Raw genomic sequence first — 14,370 nt, 5'->3', positions numbered from 1 at the left:
CACGCCCGAGTCGACGCCGCCCACGTCCCTGCGGTTCCATGATGATCGTGCGAGACGACCACTCCCGCCTCCCGTTCTTCGTGTACGGGACCCTGCGGCCCGGCGAGATCAACCACTCCTGGCTGCTGCGCGGCCGCATCGTCACCGAGACCCCGGCCGTGCTCCACGGCGCCCTGCTGTTCGACGGCCCCGGCTACCCGTACGCCGTGTCCGACGCGCGGGGCCATGTGCAGGGAGACCTCGTGCAGCCCGTCGACGACCTGTACGAGGAGGTCCTCGCGGACCTCGACCGTCTGGAGGAGTACACCCCCGACGCGGCCGGCAACCTCTACGAGCGCGTCGTCCGCGACGTCCGTACCTACGCCGGCCAGACCCTCCCCGCCTGGGTGTACCTAGCCGCGCCCGCCCACGAACGCGACCTGCGCGCCTCCGGCCGCCCCATCCACGGCGGCGACTGGAAACACCGCTGACCCCGGCCGTCCCTTCCTCAACGAAGGTTGGGGGAAGGAGGGCGACGCACGACACGGCATCGCCACAGCCGGACCCGCCGAGGGAAACCAGCCGTCATGTCCGTGCAACGGCCCCGCAACCCCGCGTGGGCACACTCGCTGCATGACGGCACAGGAACCCACGCTCCCCGGCGTCGACGGACCGGACCGTTTCGACAGCACGGGACAGCTCCTGGCCCTGATCACCGCGCAGCTCAGCAGCCAGTTGTCGCGGGTGACGCTGAACGGGTCCGGGCGGCCCCCCGCGCTGGTGGCCGTCGCGCACGGCAGCCGCGACCCCGAGGCGCTGCGGACGGCGCACGCGCTGATCGAGACGGTCAGGGGGCTGCGGCCCGGTCTAACAGTGCGTCTCGGCCACCTGCAACTCAACGAGCCGCTGCTCGACGACACCCTCGCCGCGCTGCCCGGGGACGCCGTGCTGGTCCCGCTCATGCTGGCGCACGGCCACCACACCACTGCCGGCATCCCGCGGGTGCTGGCCCGCGCCGCGCACCCGGGCACCCGGATCGCCGCCCCGCTCGGGCCGCACGCGCTGCTGGCGGAGGCGCTGCACGACCGGCTGACCGAGGCCGGGTGGCGCGTCCCGCGGCCGCGGGACGCGCACCGCGCGGCGGTCGTGCTGGGCGCCGCCGGATCGCGCGACCCGCGGTCGGCGCGGGACACGGCCCGCACCGCGGCCCTGCTGCAGGCCCGGCTGGGCGGCGGCGTCCCGGTGGTCCCGGCGTACACGACGGCCGGGGCCGGTGTCGCCGACGCCGTGCGCGAGCTTGCCGCGGCGGGCCGCCGCGACATCGCCGTCGCCTCCTGCTTCGCCGCGCCCGGCCGCCTGGCCGCCGCCGCGGCGGCCGCCGCCCCCGGTATCGCCGCCGCGCCGCTGGGCGCGCACCCGTCGGTGGCGGCGCTGATGCTGCACCGCTACGACCAGGCGCTGTCCGCCGGCCGCGGCCCCGCCGACCGCGCCGTCACCGGTCCCGCCACGGCCGCGACCCGGCTGGCCACCGCGTAACCACCTGGCCGGCGCCGCGCCGGATACTGTCGCCGTATGGACCCGAACGACCAGGCAGCGGACGAGTACGCCCCCTACAGCGAGGCCGACACCGAGCGCTTTGTGTCCGAGCCCGACAAGCGGCCCGGCCGCACCTCGTTCCAGCGGGACCGCGCGCGCATGCTGCACTCGGCCGGGCTGCGCAAGCTCGCCGGCAAGACCCAGGTCGTGGATCCGGTCGACGACGCGCGGGCGATCAACAGCAGCCCGCGCACCCGGCTCACGCACAGCCTGGAGTGCGCCCAGGTCGGCCGGGAGCTCGGCGCGGCGCTCGGCTGCGACCCGGACCTGGTGGAGACCGCGTGCCTGGCGCACGACATCGGCCACCCGCCCTTCGGGCACAACGGCGAGATGGTGCTCGCCGAGGTCGCGGAGGACTGCGGCGGCTTCGAGGGGAACGCGCAGAGCCTGCGCATCATCACCCGCCTGGAGCCCAAGCGCTTCGCGCACGACGACGACGGCGCCCTGGTCAGCGTCGGCCTCAACCTCACCCGTGCGGCCCTGGACGCCGCCACCAAGTACCCCTGGCCCCGCGGCGGCCATCCCACGCAGCCCGGCAGTCCCAAGTTCGGGGTGTACGAGGACGACCTGCCGGTCTTCGCGTGGCTGCGCCGCACCGCCCCGGCGGACCGCCCGTACGGGCAGTGCTTCGAGGCCCAGGTCATGGACTGGGCGGACGACGTGGCGTACTCCGTCCACGACGTCGAGGACGGCCTGCACGCCGGTCACCTGGACCCGGCCGTGCTGCTCGCCGAGCCCGAGCGGCGCGAGATCTTCGCCGTGGCCGCCGCGCGCTACGCGCCGGGCGCGGCCGAGGACGAACTCGCCGAGGCCATGGACCGGCTGCTGGACATGGAGTGGTGGCCGCACGGCTTCGACGGCTCGGCCATCGCGCAGGCCCGGCTGAAGGACGCCACCTCGCAGCTCATCGGCCGGTTCTGCCTCGCCGCCGAGCGCGCCACCCGGGACGCGTACGGCACCGGCCGGCTCACCCGCTACCGCGCCCAGCTCGTCGTCCCGCGCGAGCAGCGGCTGGAGTGCGCGGTGCTCAAGGCGGTCGCCGACCGCTATGTGATGCAGCGCGAGGCGCAGGAGCGGCGGCGCGCCCAGCAGCGGGTGGTGATCGGCGAGCTGGCCGAGGCGCTGCTCGCGCGGGCGCCCGAGGGGCTGGACCCGCAGTTCCGCGGGATGTTCGACGCGGCCAAGGACGACCGGGCCCGCAAGCGGGCCGTCGTCGACCAGATCGCCTCCCTCACCGACTCCGCGGCGACCGCCCTGCACGCCCGGCTCACCGCCGCCCGGTGAGCCCCCGGCGGGCCCCCGGCCGCCCCCTGGAGGGCGATCCGGAAGGGCCCGTGTCGGCGCGGCGCTCTTCCCGTGGGCCGTGCCGTGCGGGACGCTCACATGACTGGCAATTGCCAGAGGGAGGGCACCCGGGCACCCGAGGGACTTTCAGGGAGGCGCACAGTGGTGGACGCAGACCACACATTCGTCATCGTCGGGGCGGGACTCGCGGGGGCGAAAGCGGCCGAGACGCTTCGCTCCGAGGGGTTCACCGGCCGCGTGATACTGATCGGGGACGAGCGCGACCACCCGTACGAGCGACCGCCGCTGTCCAAGGGCTTCCTCCTGGGCAACGAGGAGCGCGACTCGGTCTTCGTCCACCCCGCCGCGTGGTACGCGGAGCACGATGTGGAGCTCCACCTCGGCCAGCCGGTCACCGGTCTGGACCGGGCCGCCAAGCGCATCACGCTCGGCGACGGCACCTCCATCCCGTACGACAGGCTGCTGCTGGCCACCGGGGCCGAGCCGCGCCGGCTGGACATCCCCGGCACCGACCTCGCGGGCGTGCACCACCTGCGCCGGCTCGCGCACGCCGAGCGGCTGAAGAACGTGCTGACCACCCTCGGCCGCGAGAACGGCCACCTGGTCATCGCCGGGGCGGGCTGGATCGGGCTGGAGGTCGCGGCGGCCGCCCGCGGCTACGGCGTCGAGGTCACCGTCGTGGAGGCACAGCCCTGCCCGCTGCACTCGGTGCTCGGCCCGGAGCTCGGCGAGGTCTTCGCCGACCTGCACCGCGAGCACGGCGTGCGGTTCCACTTCGGCGCCCGGCTCACCGAGATCACCGGCCAGGACGGCATGGTGCTGTCCGTGCTCACCGACGACGGCGAGGAGCACCCCGCCCACGACGTGCTCGCCGCCATCGGCGCCGCGCCGCGCACCGCGTTGGCCGAGGCCGCCGGGCTCGCCCTCGCCGACCGCGAGGCCGGCGGCGGCATCGCGGTCGACGCGTCGCTGCGCACCTCCGACCCCGACATCTTCGCCGCCGGCGACGTCGCCAACGCCGAACACCCGCTGCTGGGCGGCCGGCTGCGGGTCGAGCACTGGGCGAACGCGCTGAACAGCGGACCGGTGGCGGCGCGCGCGATGCTGGGCAAGGAGGTCAGCTACGACCGCGTCCCGTACTTCTTCACCGACCAGTACGACCTGGGCATGGAGTTCTCCGGGCACGCCGCGCCGGGCACGTACGACCAGGTGCTGGCCCGCGGCGACGTCGGCAAGCGGCAGTTCATCGCCTTCTGGCTGAGCGAGGGCCGGGTGCTGGCCGGGATGAACGTCAACGTGTGGGACGTCACCGACAGCATCCAGAAACTCATCCGCTCCGGCCGCCGGGTCGACCCCGAGGCGCTCGCCGATCCCACGGTGCCGCTGAACTCCCTGCTGGAATGAGTGCGCGCGCGGTCGCCTAGCATGGCTTTCATGGAGTTCCGTACCGCTGTCGTGCCCGTCGAGGAGATCTTCGAACTGCGCTGGACCGTGCTCAGGCCGGGGCTCCCGCGTGAATCCGCGATCTTCATCGAGGACGGCCACCCGGCCGCGTTCCACATGGCGGGCTACGACGGCGACGGCGCCCTGGCGCCGGTCGTGACTTGCGTCACGCTCTTCCCGGAGCAGCTGCCGGGTCACCACGAGGTCGCCTACCGCATCCGCGGCATGGCCACCGCCACCGAGGCGCGCGGCCGCGGCCTGGGCTCCGCCCTGCTGGGCGCGGCCCTCGCGGAGGCCCGGGAGCGCGGGGCGGAGCTGGTCTGGTGCAACGGCCGCACCTCGGCCCGCGGCTTCTGGGAGGGCCAGGGCTTCACGGCGGTCGGCGACGAGTTCGTGCTGCAGCCCGCGGGCCCGCACTACCTGTTCGTCGCCAAGCTGGTCTGACCTCGCGGGGGCGGCGCCGTAGAATCCCCGTGTGGCAGGGCGGATCAGGGACGAGGACGTCAAGGCGGTGCGGGACGCGGTCCCGATCGACGCCGTCGTCTCGGAGTACCTGCAGCTCAGGAACGCCGGCGGCGGCAACCTGAAGGGCCTGTGCCCCTTCCACGACGAGAAGTCCCCCTCCTTCCACGTGAGCCCGGGCAAGGGGCTCTACCACTGCTTCGGCTGCCAGGAGGGCGGCGACACCCTCGACTTCGTGATGAAGGTCGACCATCTGTCCTTCTCCGAGGCCGTCGAGCGGCTGGCCGCCGTCGCCGGCATCACCCTGCGGTACGAGGACGGCGGCTACACGCCGGGCCGCCAGCAGGGCGAGCGCATCCGCCTCATCGAGGCGCACAAGGCCGCCGCCCAGTTCTACGTGGAGCAGCTCGGCGGCGCCGAGGCCGAGATCGGCCGGAAGTTCCTCGCCGAGCGCGGCTTCGACCAGGCGGCCGCCGAGCACTTCGGTGTCGGCTACGCCCCGGCCGGCTGGGACCATCTGGTGCGCTTCCTGCGCGGCAAGGGCTTCAGCGACCGCGAGCTGATCGTCTCCGGCCTGGCCAGCGAGAGCCGCCGCGGCGGGGCCATCGACCGCTTCCGCGGCCGGCTGACCTGGCCGATCCGCGACATCACCGGCGAGGTCATCGGCTTCGGCGCCCGCCGGCTCCGCGAGGACGACACGGGGCCGAAGTACCTCAACACGCCCGAGACCCCGATCTACAAGAAGTCGCAGGTCCTGTACGGCATCGACCTGGCCAAGAAGGAGATCGCCCGCACCAGCCGGGCCGTCGTCGTCGAGGGCTACACCGATGTCATGGCCTGCCACCTCGCCGGCGTCACCACCGCCATCGCGACCTGCGGCACCGCCTTCGGCGGCGACCACATCAAGATCCTGCGCCGGCTGCTGATGGACAACTCCAACGCCGAGGTGGTCTTCACCTTCGACGGTGACGAGGCCGGGCAGAAGGCCGCCCTGCGCGCCTTCGAGGACGACCAGAAGTTCGCAGCCGAGACCTCCATCGCGATCACGCCCGGCGGCATGGACCCCTGCGACCTGCGGCTGGCCGAGGGCGACGCCGCAGTGGAGCGGCTGGTCGACTCCCGTACGCCGCTGTTCGCGTTCGCCCTGCGCTCGGCGGTGGCCCGCTACAACCTGGAGACCGCCGAGGGCCGCGCCTCCGCGCTGGAGGCGGGCGCGCCCATCGTCGCCGGCATCAAGAACGCCGCCATCCAGCACGAGTACGCCGTCCAGCTCGCCGGCATGCTCGGCATCCTCGACTCCCAGTTCGTGGTGCGCCGGGTGAGCCAACTCGCCCGCTGGCAGCGCGAACGCCGCCAGTCCGGGGCCGGCCCGGCGGGCCCCCGCACCGCACGGCCCGCGGCTGCCCCGGCCGGCCCCGCCGCGCCCTCGGGTCCCCGCGGCCCGCGGCTGGACATGCGCAGCCCCGCCCACCGTGTCGAGCGCGAGCTCCTCAAACTCGCCCTCCAGTACCCGGAGTTGGTCTCCCCGGCCTTCGACGCGTACGGCGAGGACGAGTTCACCGCCCCGCCCTACGTCGCCGTGCGCCACGCCATCACCGAGGCGGGCGGCGCCGAGTTCGCCGACGCGCAGTTCCTGACCCGGGTCCGCGACGTCGCCCCGGACGACACCGTGCGCTCCCTGGTCACCGAACTCGCCGTCGAGCCCGTCCAGCACAAGGCCCCCGAGGTCTACGCCGGCAAGATCCTCGTCGACGTACGCCGTCAGGCCGTCGCCCGCCGGCTCGCCCAGCTCAACGCCGACCACACCCGGCTCACGGCCCAGGGCCCGCGCGCCGACCAGGACCAGCTCGCCGCGATCGGCGGCGAGTTGTGGGCCCTCCAGCAATACGACCACCGCCTGCGCGAACAGGGCGCGGCCGCGCTGTAGCCGCGGCGGTGACGACCGGCCGGAGCCGTGGCCGCCGCCTGCGCCGTTGTGCCCATGCCGATGGAGCCGTGCGCGGCCGACGGGCGGCACTCGGAACGCGGGTCCGCAGCGAGGGCCCCGTCCGGGGCGTCCGCGAGGCCGGTGTTGCTGTCCTTGGTGACCTGCCGCCTCGGGCAGTGTTCGCAGGCGCGTGGCGGTTGGCGTCGACGGCGAGGTCCTGCTCAGGCTGTCCGCGAGGGCCGGCCCGGCCGTCCGTGACGGCCTGCGGGCTCGCGGCTGTCCCGGTCGGCTCCTGGGTGCTGTCGACTCGGGCGGCCGTCTGCAGCGCCGCCGGTCCGCTGGTGCCGAAGTGCGTGGTGGCCGCGTCGGCAGCGCGGCGCCCGCGAGGACCGGACGGTCCCGGCAATGTCCCGCAGGTACCGGTAGGGCGTCGGCTCCGCCGCCGCGACGGGCGCCGGCCGGGGGAGGCCCCCAGGCATGGCCGAGGCGTGACCGTGGCGTCGCCCTCGGTCACGCCCGACGGAAAAAGCCGCGCACGACCCTCGTGGGCTCGGTGTGCCGTACGCCACACTGGGGGCGGTGCAAGAGTCCTCGGAGCGCGGAATTCCGGGAGGCGCCGACACCGGCGCCCAGGGAGTACCGCTGACGGCGAACTCCCGGACGGGCCGCGGCGAGGGCGCCGCAACCGTTCCGCTGTCGCGCGCCTCCGAGCCCGTGGTTGCGCTCACCGTGGAGGTCGCTCCCGTGCAGATCCAGACCCTGACGCCCCCGGCCCTTGCGACGGACGACCTGCTGGAACGGGTCCCCGAGCAGAATCACGCCGCCCTGCACCCGGAAGGGGCCGAGGCGCCCGGACCGGGGGCCGAGGCCGGCGACGGGGCGGACTCGGAGGCGGAGCCGGACCCGGACCCGGAAGCCGAGCAGGAACCCGACGATCCGGGCCCACCGCGGCGGCTCACCGAGGAGGTCGCGGGGCCGTCCGCGGACCTTTTCCGGCAGTACCTGCGGGAGATCGGCCGAATACCCCTGCTCACCGCCGTCGAGGAGGTCGAACTCGCCCGCCGCGTCGAGGCCGGCCTGTTCGCCGAGGAGAAGCTGGGCAGCACCCCGGACCTCGACTCGCGGCTCGCGGTCGACCTGGACCGCCTGGTCGTCCTCGGCCGGATGGCCAAGCGCCGGCTCATCGAGGCCAACCTCCGCCTGGTCGTCTCGGTCGCCAAGCGCTACGTCGGCCGCGGCCTGACCATGCTCGACCTGGTGCAGGAGGGCAACCTCGGCCTGATCCGCGCCGTGGAGAAGTTCGACTACGCCCGCGGCTACAAGTTCTCGACCTACGCCACCTGGTGGATCCGCCAGGCCATGAGCCGCGCCCTGGCCGACCAGGCCCGCACCATCCGGGTCCCGGTGCACGTCGTGGAGCTCATCAACCGCGTCGTCCGTGTCCAGCGGCGGCTGCTGCAGGAACGCGGCTACGAGCCCAGCACCGAGGACGTCGCGGCCCACCTCGAGATCCCGCCCGAGCGCGTCACCGAGGTCCTGCGTCTCGCGCAGGAACCCGTCTCCCTGCACGCCCCCGTGGGCGAGGAGGAGGACGTCGCCCTCGGCGACCTCATCGAGGACGGCGACGCCGCCTCGCCGGTGGAGTCGGCCGCGTTCCTGCTGCTGCGCGAGCACTTGGAGGCGGTCCTGTCCACCCTCGGCGAGCGCGAGCGCAAGGTCGTCCAGCTCCGCTACGGCCTCGCCGACGGACGTCCGCGCACCCTGGAGGAGATCGGCCGCATCTTCGGCGTCACGCGCGAGCGCATCCGCCAGATCGAGTCCAAGACCCTCAACAAGCTGCGCGACCACGCCTTCGCCGACCAGCTCCGCGGCTATCTGGACTGATTGTTCGCGGCGACCTGACACCACGAAAGGGCCCCCGGCGGAGCGATCCGCCGGGGGCCCTTCGCGCTGCCGTGCGCGGCGGTCAGTCGACCTCCGCCACCGCCTGGGCGAACTGCGCGGCGTACAGGCGCGCGTAGGCGCCGTCCTTGAGCAACAGCTCCTCGTGGGTGCCCTGTTCGACGATGTCGCCGTGCTCCATGACCAGGATGACGTCCGCGTCGCGGATCGTGGAGAGCCGGTGGGCGATGACGAAGCTGGTGCGGCCGTGGCTGAGCTGGGCCATCGCCCGCTGGATCAGCACCTCGGTGCGGGTGTCGACGGAGCTGGTCGCCTCGTCGAGGACGAGGATGACCGGGTCGGACAGGAACGCCCGCGCGATCGTGATCAGCTGCTTCTCGCCGGCGCTGACGCCCGTGCCCTCGTCGTCGATGACGGTGTCGTAGCCGTCCGGGAGGGTGCGGATGAAGCGGTCGGCGTGCGCGGCCCGCGCGGCCTCCTCGATCTGCTCGCGGGTGGCACCGTCGGTGCCGTACGCGATGTTCTCCGCGATCGTGCCGCCGAACAGCCAGGTGTCCTGGAGCACCATGCCGATCCCGGACCGCAGTTCCTGCCGCGACATGGTCGCGATGTCGGTGCCGTCGAGCGTGATCCGGCCGCCGGTGACCTCGTAGAACCGCATCAGCAGGTTGACCAGGGTGGTCTTGCCCGCGCCGGTCGGGCCGACGATGGCCACGGTGTGCCCGGGCTCGACGGCCAGCGACAGGTCGTCGATGAGGGGCTTGTCGGGCTGGTACCGGAAGGCGACGTCCTCGAACCGCACCTCGCCGCGCAGTTCCTTGCGCAGGCCGAGTGTCTTCGGCTCGGCGCTCTGCTCCTGCGCGTCGAGGAGTTCGAAGACCCGCTCGGCGGACGCCACGCCGGACTGCACCAGGTTGGACATGCTCGCCACCTGCGTCAGCGGCTGGCTGAACTGCCGGGAGTACTGGATGAACGCCTGCACGTCACCGATCGACAGCGCGCCGCTGGCGACCCGCAGACCGCCGACGACCGCCACGAGGATGTAGTTGATGTTGCCGATGAACATCATCGCGGGCTGGATCATCCCGGAGATGAACTGCGCCCGGAACCCCGACTCGTAGAGCGCCTCGTTCTGCTCCCGGAACGCCTGCGCCGACTCCTCCTGGCGGCCGAAGACCTTCACCAGGGTGTGCCCGGTGTACATCTCCTCGATGTGGGCGTTGAGCTTGCCCGTGGTCCGCCACTGCGCGACGAACTGCGGCTGTGCCCGTTTGCCGACGGCGGTGGCGACCACCACCGACAGCGGCACCGTGACCAGGGCCACCAGCGCCAGCAGCCACGAGATGGAGAACATCATCGCGAGCACGCCCACGATCGACAGCAGCGCGAAGATGATCTGGCCCAGCGTCTGCTGCATCGTCTGGCCGATGTTGTCGATGTCGTTCGTGGCCCGGCTCAGCACCTCGCCGCGCGGCTGCTGGTCGAAGTACGACAGCGGCAGCCGCGCCAGCTTCGCCTCGATGTCGCGCCGCAGCCGGTAGATCGAACGCTGGATGATCCGGGTGGCCAGCCGGCCCTGGACGATCGCGAAGACCGCGGCGATCGCGTAGACCGCGACCGCGATCAGCAGCACGTGCCCCACCGCGCCGAAGTCGATGCCGTGCCCGGGGGTGAAGTCGATGGACTGCAGCAGGTCGGCGACGGTGTCGTCGCCTCGCTGCCGCAGGTTCGCGATCGCCGTGGCCTTGTCCGTGCCGGCGGGTATGGACCGGCCGATCACGCCCGCGAAGATCAGGTCGGTGGCATGGCCCAGGATGCGCGGGCCGACGACGTTGAGGCCGACGCCCAGCATCGTGCACGCCAGCATCGCGTACAGCAGGGTGCGTTCGGGCCGCATCAGTCCGAGCAGGCGCTTGCCCGAGCCCTTGAAGTCCATGGACCGCTCGGTGGGCTGGCCGCCCATGAAGCGCATCGGTCCCGCCGGCATCGGCCCGCGGCGGGGTGTGGGGACGCTCACGCGGCCTCCTTCTCGGTGAGCTGGGAGAGCACGATCTCCCGGTACGTCGGATTGCCGTCCATCAGCTCGCGGTGGGTGCCGGTGCCCACGACGCGGCCCTCGTCGAGGACGACGATGCGGTCGGCGTCGCGGATGGTGCTGACCCGCTGGGCGACGATGACGACCGTTGCCTGCGCGGTCTGTCGGGCCAGCGCGCGCCGCAGGGCGGCGTCGGTCGCGTAGTCCAGCGCCGAGAAGGAGTCGTCGAAGAGGTAGACGCGCGGCTTGCGGACCAGGGCCCGGGCGATCGCCAGGCGCTGCCGCTGACCGCCGGAGACGTTGGTGCCGCCCTGCGCGATGGGGGCGTCGAGCCCGGAGCCGTCCTCGGTCAGCCGCTCCACGAAGTCCCGTGCCTGCGCGGTCTCCAGGGCCTGCCACAGCTCCTCGTCGGTCGCCTCGGGGTTCCCGTAGCGGAGGTTGGAGGCGACGGTGCCGGAGAACAGGTACGGCTTCTGCGGGACGAGGGCGACGGTCTCGGCGAGGTCCACCGGGTCCAGTTCGCGGACGTCGACCCCGTCGATCAGCACCTGGCCGCCCGTGGCGTCGAACAGCCGCGGCACCAGACCCAGCAGGGTGCTCTTGCCGCTGCCGGTGGAGCCGATGACCGCGGTGGTCTCACCGGGCCGGGCGATCAGGCTGACGGCGTGCAGCACCTCGGCCTCGGCCCCCGGGTACTTGAAGTCCGCGGCGCGCAGCTCCAGCTCGCCGCGGCGCACCGGCAGCCGCACGGGCCGCTCGGGCGGCACGACGCTGGTCTCGGTGCTCAGCACGTCCTCGATGCGCTCGGCGCAGACCTCCGCGCGGGGCACCATCATCACCATGAAGGTCGCCATCATGATCGACATCAGGATCTGCATCAGATAGCTGATGAAGGCGGTGAGCGCGCCGATCTGCATACCCCCGCTGTCGATGCGGTGCGCGCCGAACCACAGGACGGCGACGCTGGTGAGGTTCACCACGGCCATCGCGACGGGGAACAGCAGCGTCATCGTCCGCCCCGCGCGCAGCGAGACATCGGTCAGCTCGTCGTTGGCCTTGCCGAAGCGCTGCTGCTCGAAGTCGTCCTTGACGAAGGCCCGGATGACCCGGATGCCGGTGATCTGCTCGCGCAGCACGCGGTTGACCGTGTCCAGCCGCTGCTGCATCGAGCGGAACAGGGGGCGCAGCGTCCGTACCAGCAGCACGATCAGCACCGCCAGCACCGGCACGACGGCCAGCAGCAGCGAGGACAGCGGCACGTCCTGCCCGAGCGCCATGATGATGCCGCCGAAGCACATGATCGGCGCCGTGACCATCAGCGTGAAGGTCATCAGCACCAGCATCTGGACCTGCTGCACGTCGTTGGTCGAGCGGGTGATCAGCGACGGGGCGCCGAACTGCCCGACCTCGCGCGCGGAGAAGCGCTGCACCTGGTCGAAGACCGAGGCGCGGATGTCCCGGCCGACGGCCATGGACGTACGGGCGCCGAAGTAGGTGGCACCGACGGAGCAGGCGAGCTGGGCGAGGGTGATGGCGACCATGATGCCGCCGAGCTGCAGGATGTAGCCCGTGTCCCCCTTCACGACGCCGTTGTCGATGATGTCGGCGTTGAGCGTGGGCAAGTAGAGCATGGCGATGGTCGCCACGAGCTGGAGGACCACGAGCACGGCGATGGAACGCCGGTACGGGCCCAGGTGGGAGCGGAGGAGTCGGATCAGCACGACCGCTGACCCTATAGTCCGAAGGTTGCCGTAGGCACCCGGTTTACCAGGGCATGTCTCACACCCGGACAGACTCTGACGCAGCCGCGCGTCCGGTGGTGATCAGCTCCCGAACGCCCCCGGATGCGTCTGCTCACGCACCGCGACGAACTGCTGCCGCACCGAGTGCCCGATCGCCCCGTCGTCCGGCCCGGCGTCCACGACCGTGTACTCCGCCGGATGCCAGTACGGAGGCTGCTCGGGCGAGCCCTTCCCCTCGGCCACCGCCAGCGCCCAGGCCGCCTGCCGGGCCGCGCCCAGCGCCGCGTACTCCGCCGGCGGCGGGATCACGATCTGCGCGCCCAGCAGCGCCGGGGCCATGGACCGCACCGCCGGCAGATCACCCGCGGGGCCCAGCAGGAAGATCCGGCGCACCTCCACACCCCGGCGGCGCAGCACGTCGAGCGCGTCCGCGAGCCCGCACAGCATGCCCTCGAAGGCCGCCCGCGCCAGGTGTTCGGGCTTCATGCTCTCCCGCCGCAGCCCGGTCAGGGTGCCCGCGGTGTGCGGCAGGTCGGGGGTGCGCTCGCCCTCCAGATAGGGGAGCAGCACCAGCCCGTACGAGCCGGGGGTCGAGCGCAGCGCCAGCTCCGACAGGCCCGCGAGGTCGGTGCCCAGCAGTTCGGCGGTGCCGCGCAGCACGCGTACGGCGTTGCGGGTGTGCAGCATCGGCAGATGGCGTCCGGTCGCGTCCGCGAAGGAGGTGATCGTGCCGGACGGGTCGCTCAGTGCCTGGTGGTGCACCGCGAAGACGGTACTGGAGGCGCCCAGCGACACCACCGCGTCGCCCGGCCCGACACCCAGCCCGAGCGCGGCCGCCATGTTGTCCCCGGTGCCGGCCGAGATCATCAGCCCCTCGGGGGTGCGCCCGGCGGGCTGGGCGGGCGCCAGCACCTCGGGCAGCGCCACCGGGTGGCCGAGCGCGCGCTCCACGATGTCGGTGCGGTAGCGGCCGGTCGCCGCCGACCAGTAGCCGGTGCCGGAGGCCTCGCCGCGGTCGGTCGTCCGCCGCTGCGGCCGGCCCATCAGCTGCCAGACCAGCCAGTCGTGGGGGAGCAGCACCTCAGCGGTGCGCTGGGCCGCGGCCGGCTCGTGCTGCGCCATCCAGCGCAGCTTCGCCACCGGGTACGCCGCCTGTGGCACCGCCCCGACGGCGTCCGCCCAGTTGCCCGGGCCGCCCAGTTCGTCGGTGAGGTCCGCGGCCTGTATCTGCGCCCGTTTGTCGTTCCGCAGCAGCGCGGGACGCACCAGCGCGCCCCCGGCGTCCAGCGCCAGCATGCCGTGCTGCTGCCCCGACACGCCGATGGCCTGGACGCTTTCCAGCATCCCGCTCTTGGCCGCCTCGCCGAGTGACAGCAGCCACGCCTCCGGGTCGATCTCCGTCAGCGCCGCAGCGCTCTCCACCCCCTGCGCCGGATGCGGGGCATGGCTCTGCCGGAGCACCGCCCCGCTGTCCGAGTCGCACACGACCACGGTCGTACCCGCACCCGAGCTGTCGATCCCCGCCACAATCCCCATGCGTCGCATCATGCCGTACTCACCGCACACGCAAGGCAACCGGGCGGAGCCGGTCCCGTGCCGTCAGGTGTTGCTGGTGCCCCAGTCGTCCTGGGCCTTGCCGTTGCCCGCGCGCAGCCGGCGCACCCGGTCGGCCACCGCGGGCGGCAGCCGGTCGCCCACCTTCGCCGACACCGCGTCCACGGCCTTCACGGCCGCCTCGCGCCCGGTCTGCCCGGCGGTCTCCACGGTGTTCCGCACCGCGGGGTTCTGGGCGATCCGCTGCGCGCTCTTGCGCAACTGCTCGTAGCGCTCGCGGCCGGCCCGCGCCCCGAGCACGTATCCGACGGCGACCCCGCTGATGAACGTCAGTCGGTAGCGCATGGCTCCACCCTCTCCTGGGTCCTCAGGGGCTGTGCTTCGCGCCTACCCGCTGTGGCCTGCGGACAACCACGGCGTTACTG

At 73.0% G+C, this 14,370-nt stretch carries 11 protein-coding genes; 7 read left to right on the top strand and 4 right to left on the bottom strand.

Annotation, left to right across the window (positions count from 1 at the left end; all coding sequences use genetic code 11):
- Positions 1-38 precede the first annotated feature (38 nt).
- The 7 genes from ACFWVC_RS23695 to ACFWVC_RS23665 all read left to right on the top strand — a co-directional run bounded on the left by ACFWVC_RS23695 (position 39) and on the right by ACFWVC_RS23665 (position 8,596).
- Entirely contained in the window at positions 39-470 is a 432-nt protein-coding gene (locus ACFWVC_RS23695; protein ID WP_384289440.1) for a gamma-glutamylcyclotransferase family protein, read from the top strand.
- A gap of 142 nt (positions 471-612) precedes the next feature.
- Positions 613-1,515 carry a sirohydrochlorin chelatase gene (locus ACFWVC_RS23690; protein WP_384289436.1) on the top strand — a complete coding sequence of 301 codons (903 nt, stop codon included), beginning with the start codon at positions 613-615 and terminating at the stop codon, positions 1,513-1,515.
- Between the two features lie 36 nt (positions 1,516-1,551).
- Positions 1,552-2,859: a deoxyguanosinetriphosphate triphosphohydrolase gene (locus ACFWVC_RS23685; RefSeq protein WP_384289431.1), complete on the top strand. Its 1,308-nt coding sequence runs from the start codon at positions 1,552-1,554 to the stop codon at positions 2,857-2,859.
- Between the two features lie 162 nt (positions 2,860-3,021).
- A complete protein-coding gene (locus ACFWVC_RS23680; RefSeq protein ID WP_384289428.1) occupies positions 3,022-4,284 on the top strand; it encodes an NAD(P)/FAD-dependent oxidoreductase in 1,263 nt (420 codons plus the stop codon).
- Positions 4,285-4,314: 30 nt separating this feature from the next.
- On the top strand, positions 4,315-4,767 hold the full coding sequence (locus ACFWVC_RS23675) for a GNAT family N-acetyltransferase (protein ID WP_384289425.1): 453 nt from the start codon (positions 4,315-4,317) through the stop codon (positions 4,765-4,767).
- A gap of 31 nt (positions 4,768-4,798) precedes the next feature.
- A complete protein-coding gene (dnaG, locus tag ACFWVC_RS23670; RefSeq protein WP_384289422.1) occupies positions 4,799-6,712 on the top strand; it encodes a DNA primase in 1,914 nt (637 codons plus the stop codon).
- A gap of 579 nt (positions 6,713-7,291) precedes the next feature.
- Positions 7,292-8,596, top strand: a complete 1,305-nt coding sequence (locus ACFWVC_RS23665) for an RNA polymerase sigma factor (RefSeq protein ID WP_384289420.1) — start codon at positions 7,292-7,294, stop codon at positions 8,594-8,596.
- Positions 8,597-8,678: 82 nt separating this feature from the next.
- Here the strand turns inward: ACFWVC_RS23665 and ACFWVC_RS23660 are convergent, their stop codons facing one another.
- From ACFWVC_RS23660 to ACFWVC_RS23645, 4 genes are all read right to left on the bottom strand, one after another.
- Positions 8,679-10,601, bottom strand: coding sequence for an ABC transporter ATP-binding protein (locus ACFWVC_RS23660; protein ID WP_384289581.1), 1,923 nt, complete (start codon positions 10,599-10,601; stop codon positions 8,679-8,681).
- A gap of 26 nt (positions 10,602-10,627) precedes the next feature.
- Entirely contained in the window at positions 10,628-12,370 is a 1,743-nt protein-coding gene (locus ACFWVC_RS23655; protein ID WP_384289418.1) for an ABC transporter ATP-binding protein, read from the bottom strand.
- A 102-nt stretch (positions 12,371-12,472) separates the two neighbouring features.
- Positions 12,473-13,927 (bottom strand): FGGY family carbohydrate kinase, encoded by a 1,455-nt coding sequence (locus ACFWVC_RS23650; protein WP_384289416.1) that lies wholly within the window; start codon positions 13,925-13,927, stop codon positions 12,473-12,475.
- Positions 13,928-13,990: 63 nt separating this feature from the next.
- Positions 13,991-14,290, bottom strand: coding sequence for a YtxH domain-containing protein (locus ACFWVC_RS23645; RefSeq protein ID WP_319662686.1), 300 nt, complete (start codon positions 14,288-14,290; stop codon positions 13,991-13,993).
- Positions 14,291-14,370 lie beyond the last annotated feature (80 nt).

Source organism: Streptomyces sp. NPDC058691, assembly GCF_042714775.1.
GTDB lineage: Bacteria > Actinomycetota > Actinomycetes > Streptomycetales > Streptomycetaceae > Actinacidiphila.
The sequence above is the reverse complement of the archived record's forward strand: the minus strand, read 5'-3'. Positions and strand labels throughout refer to the sequence as shown.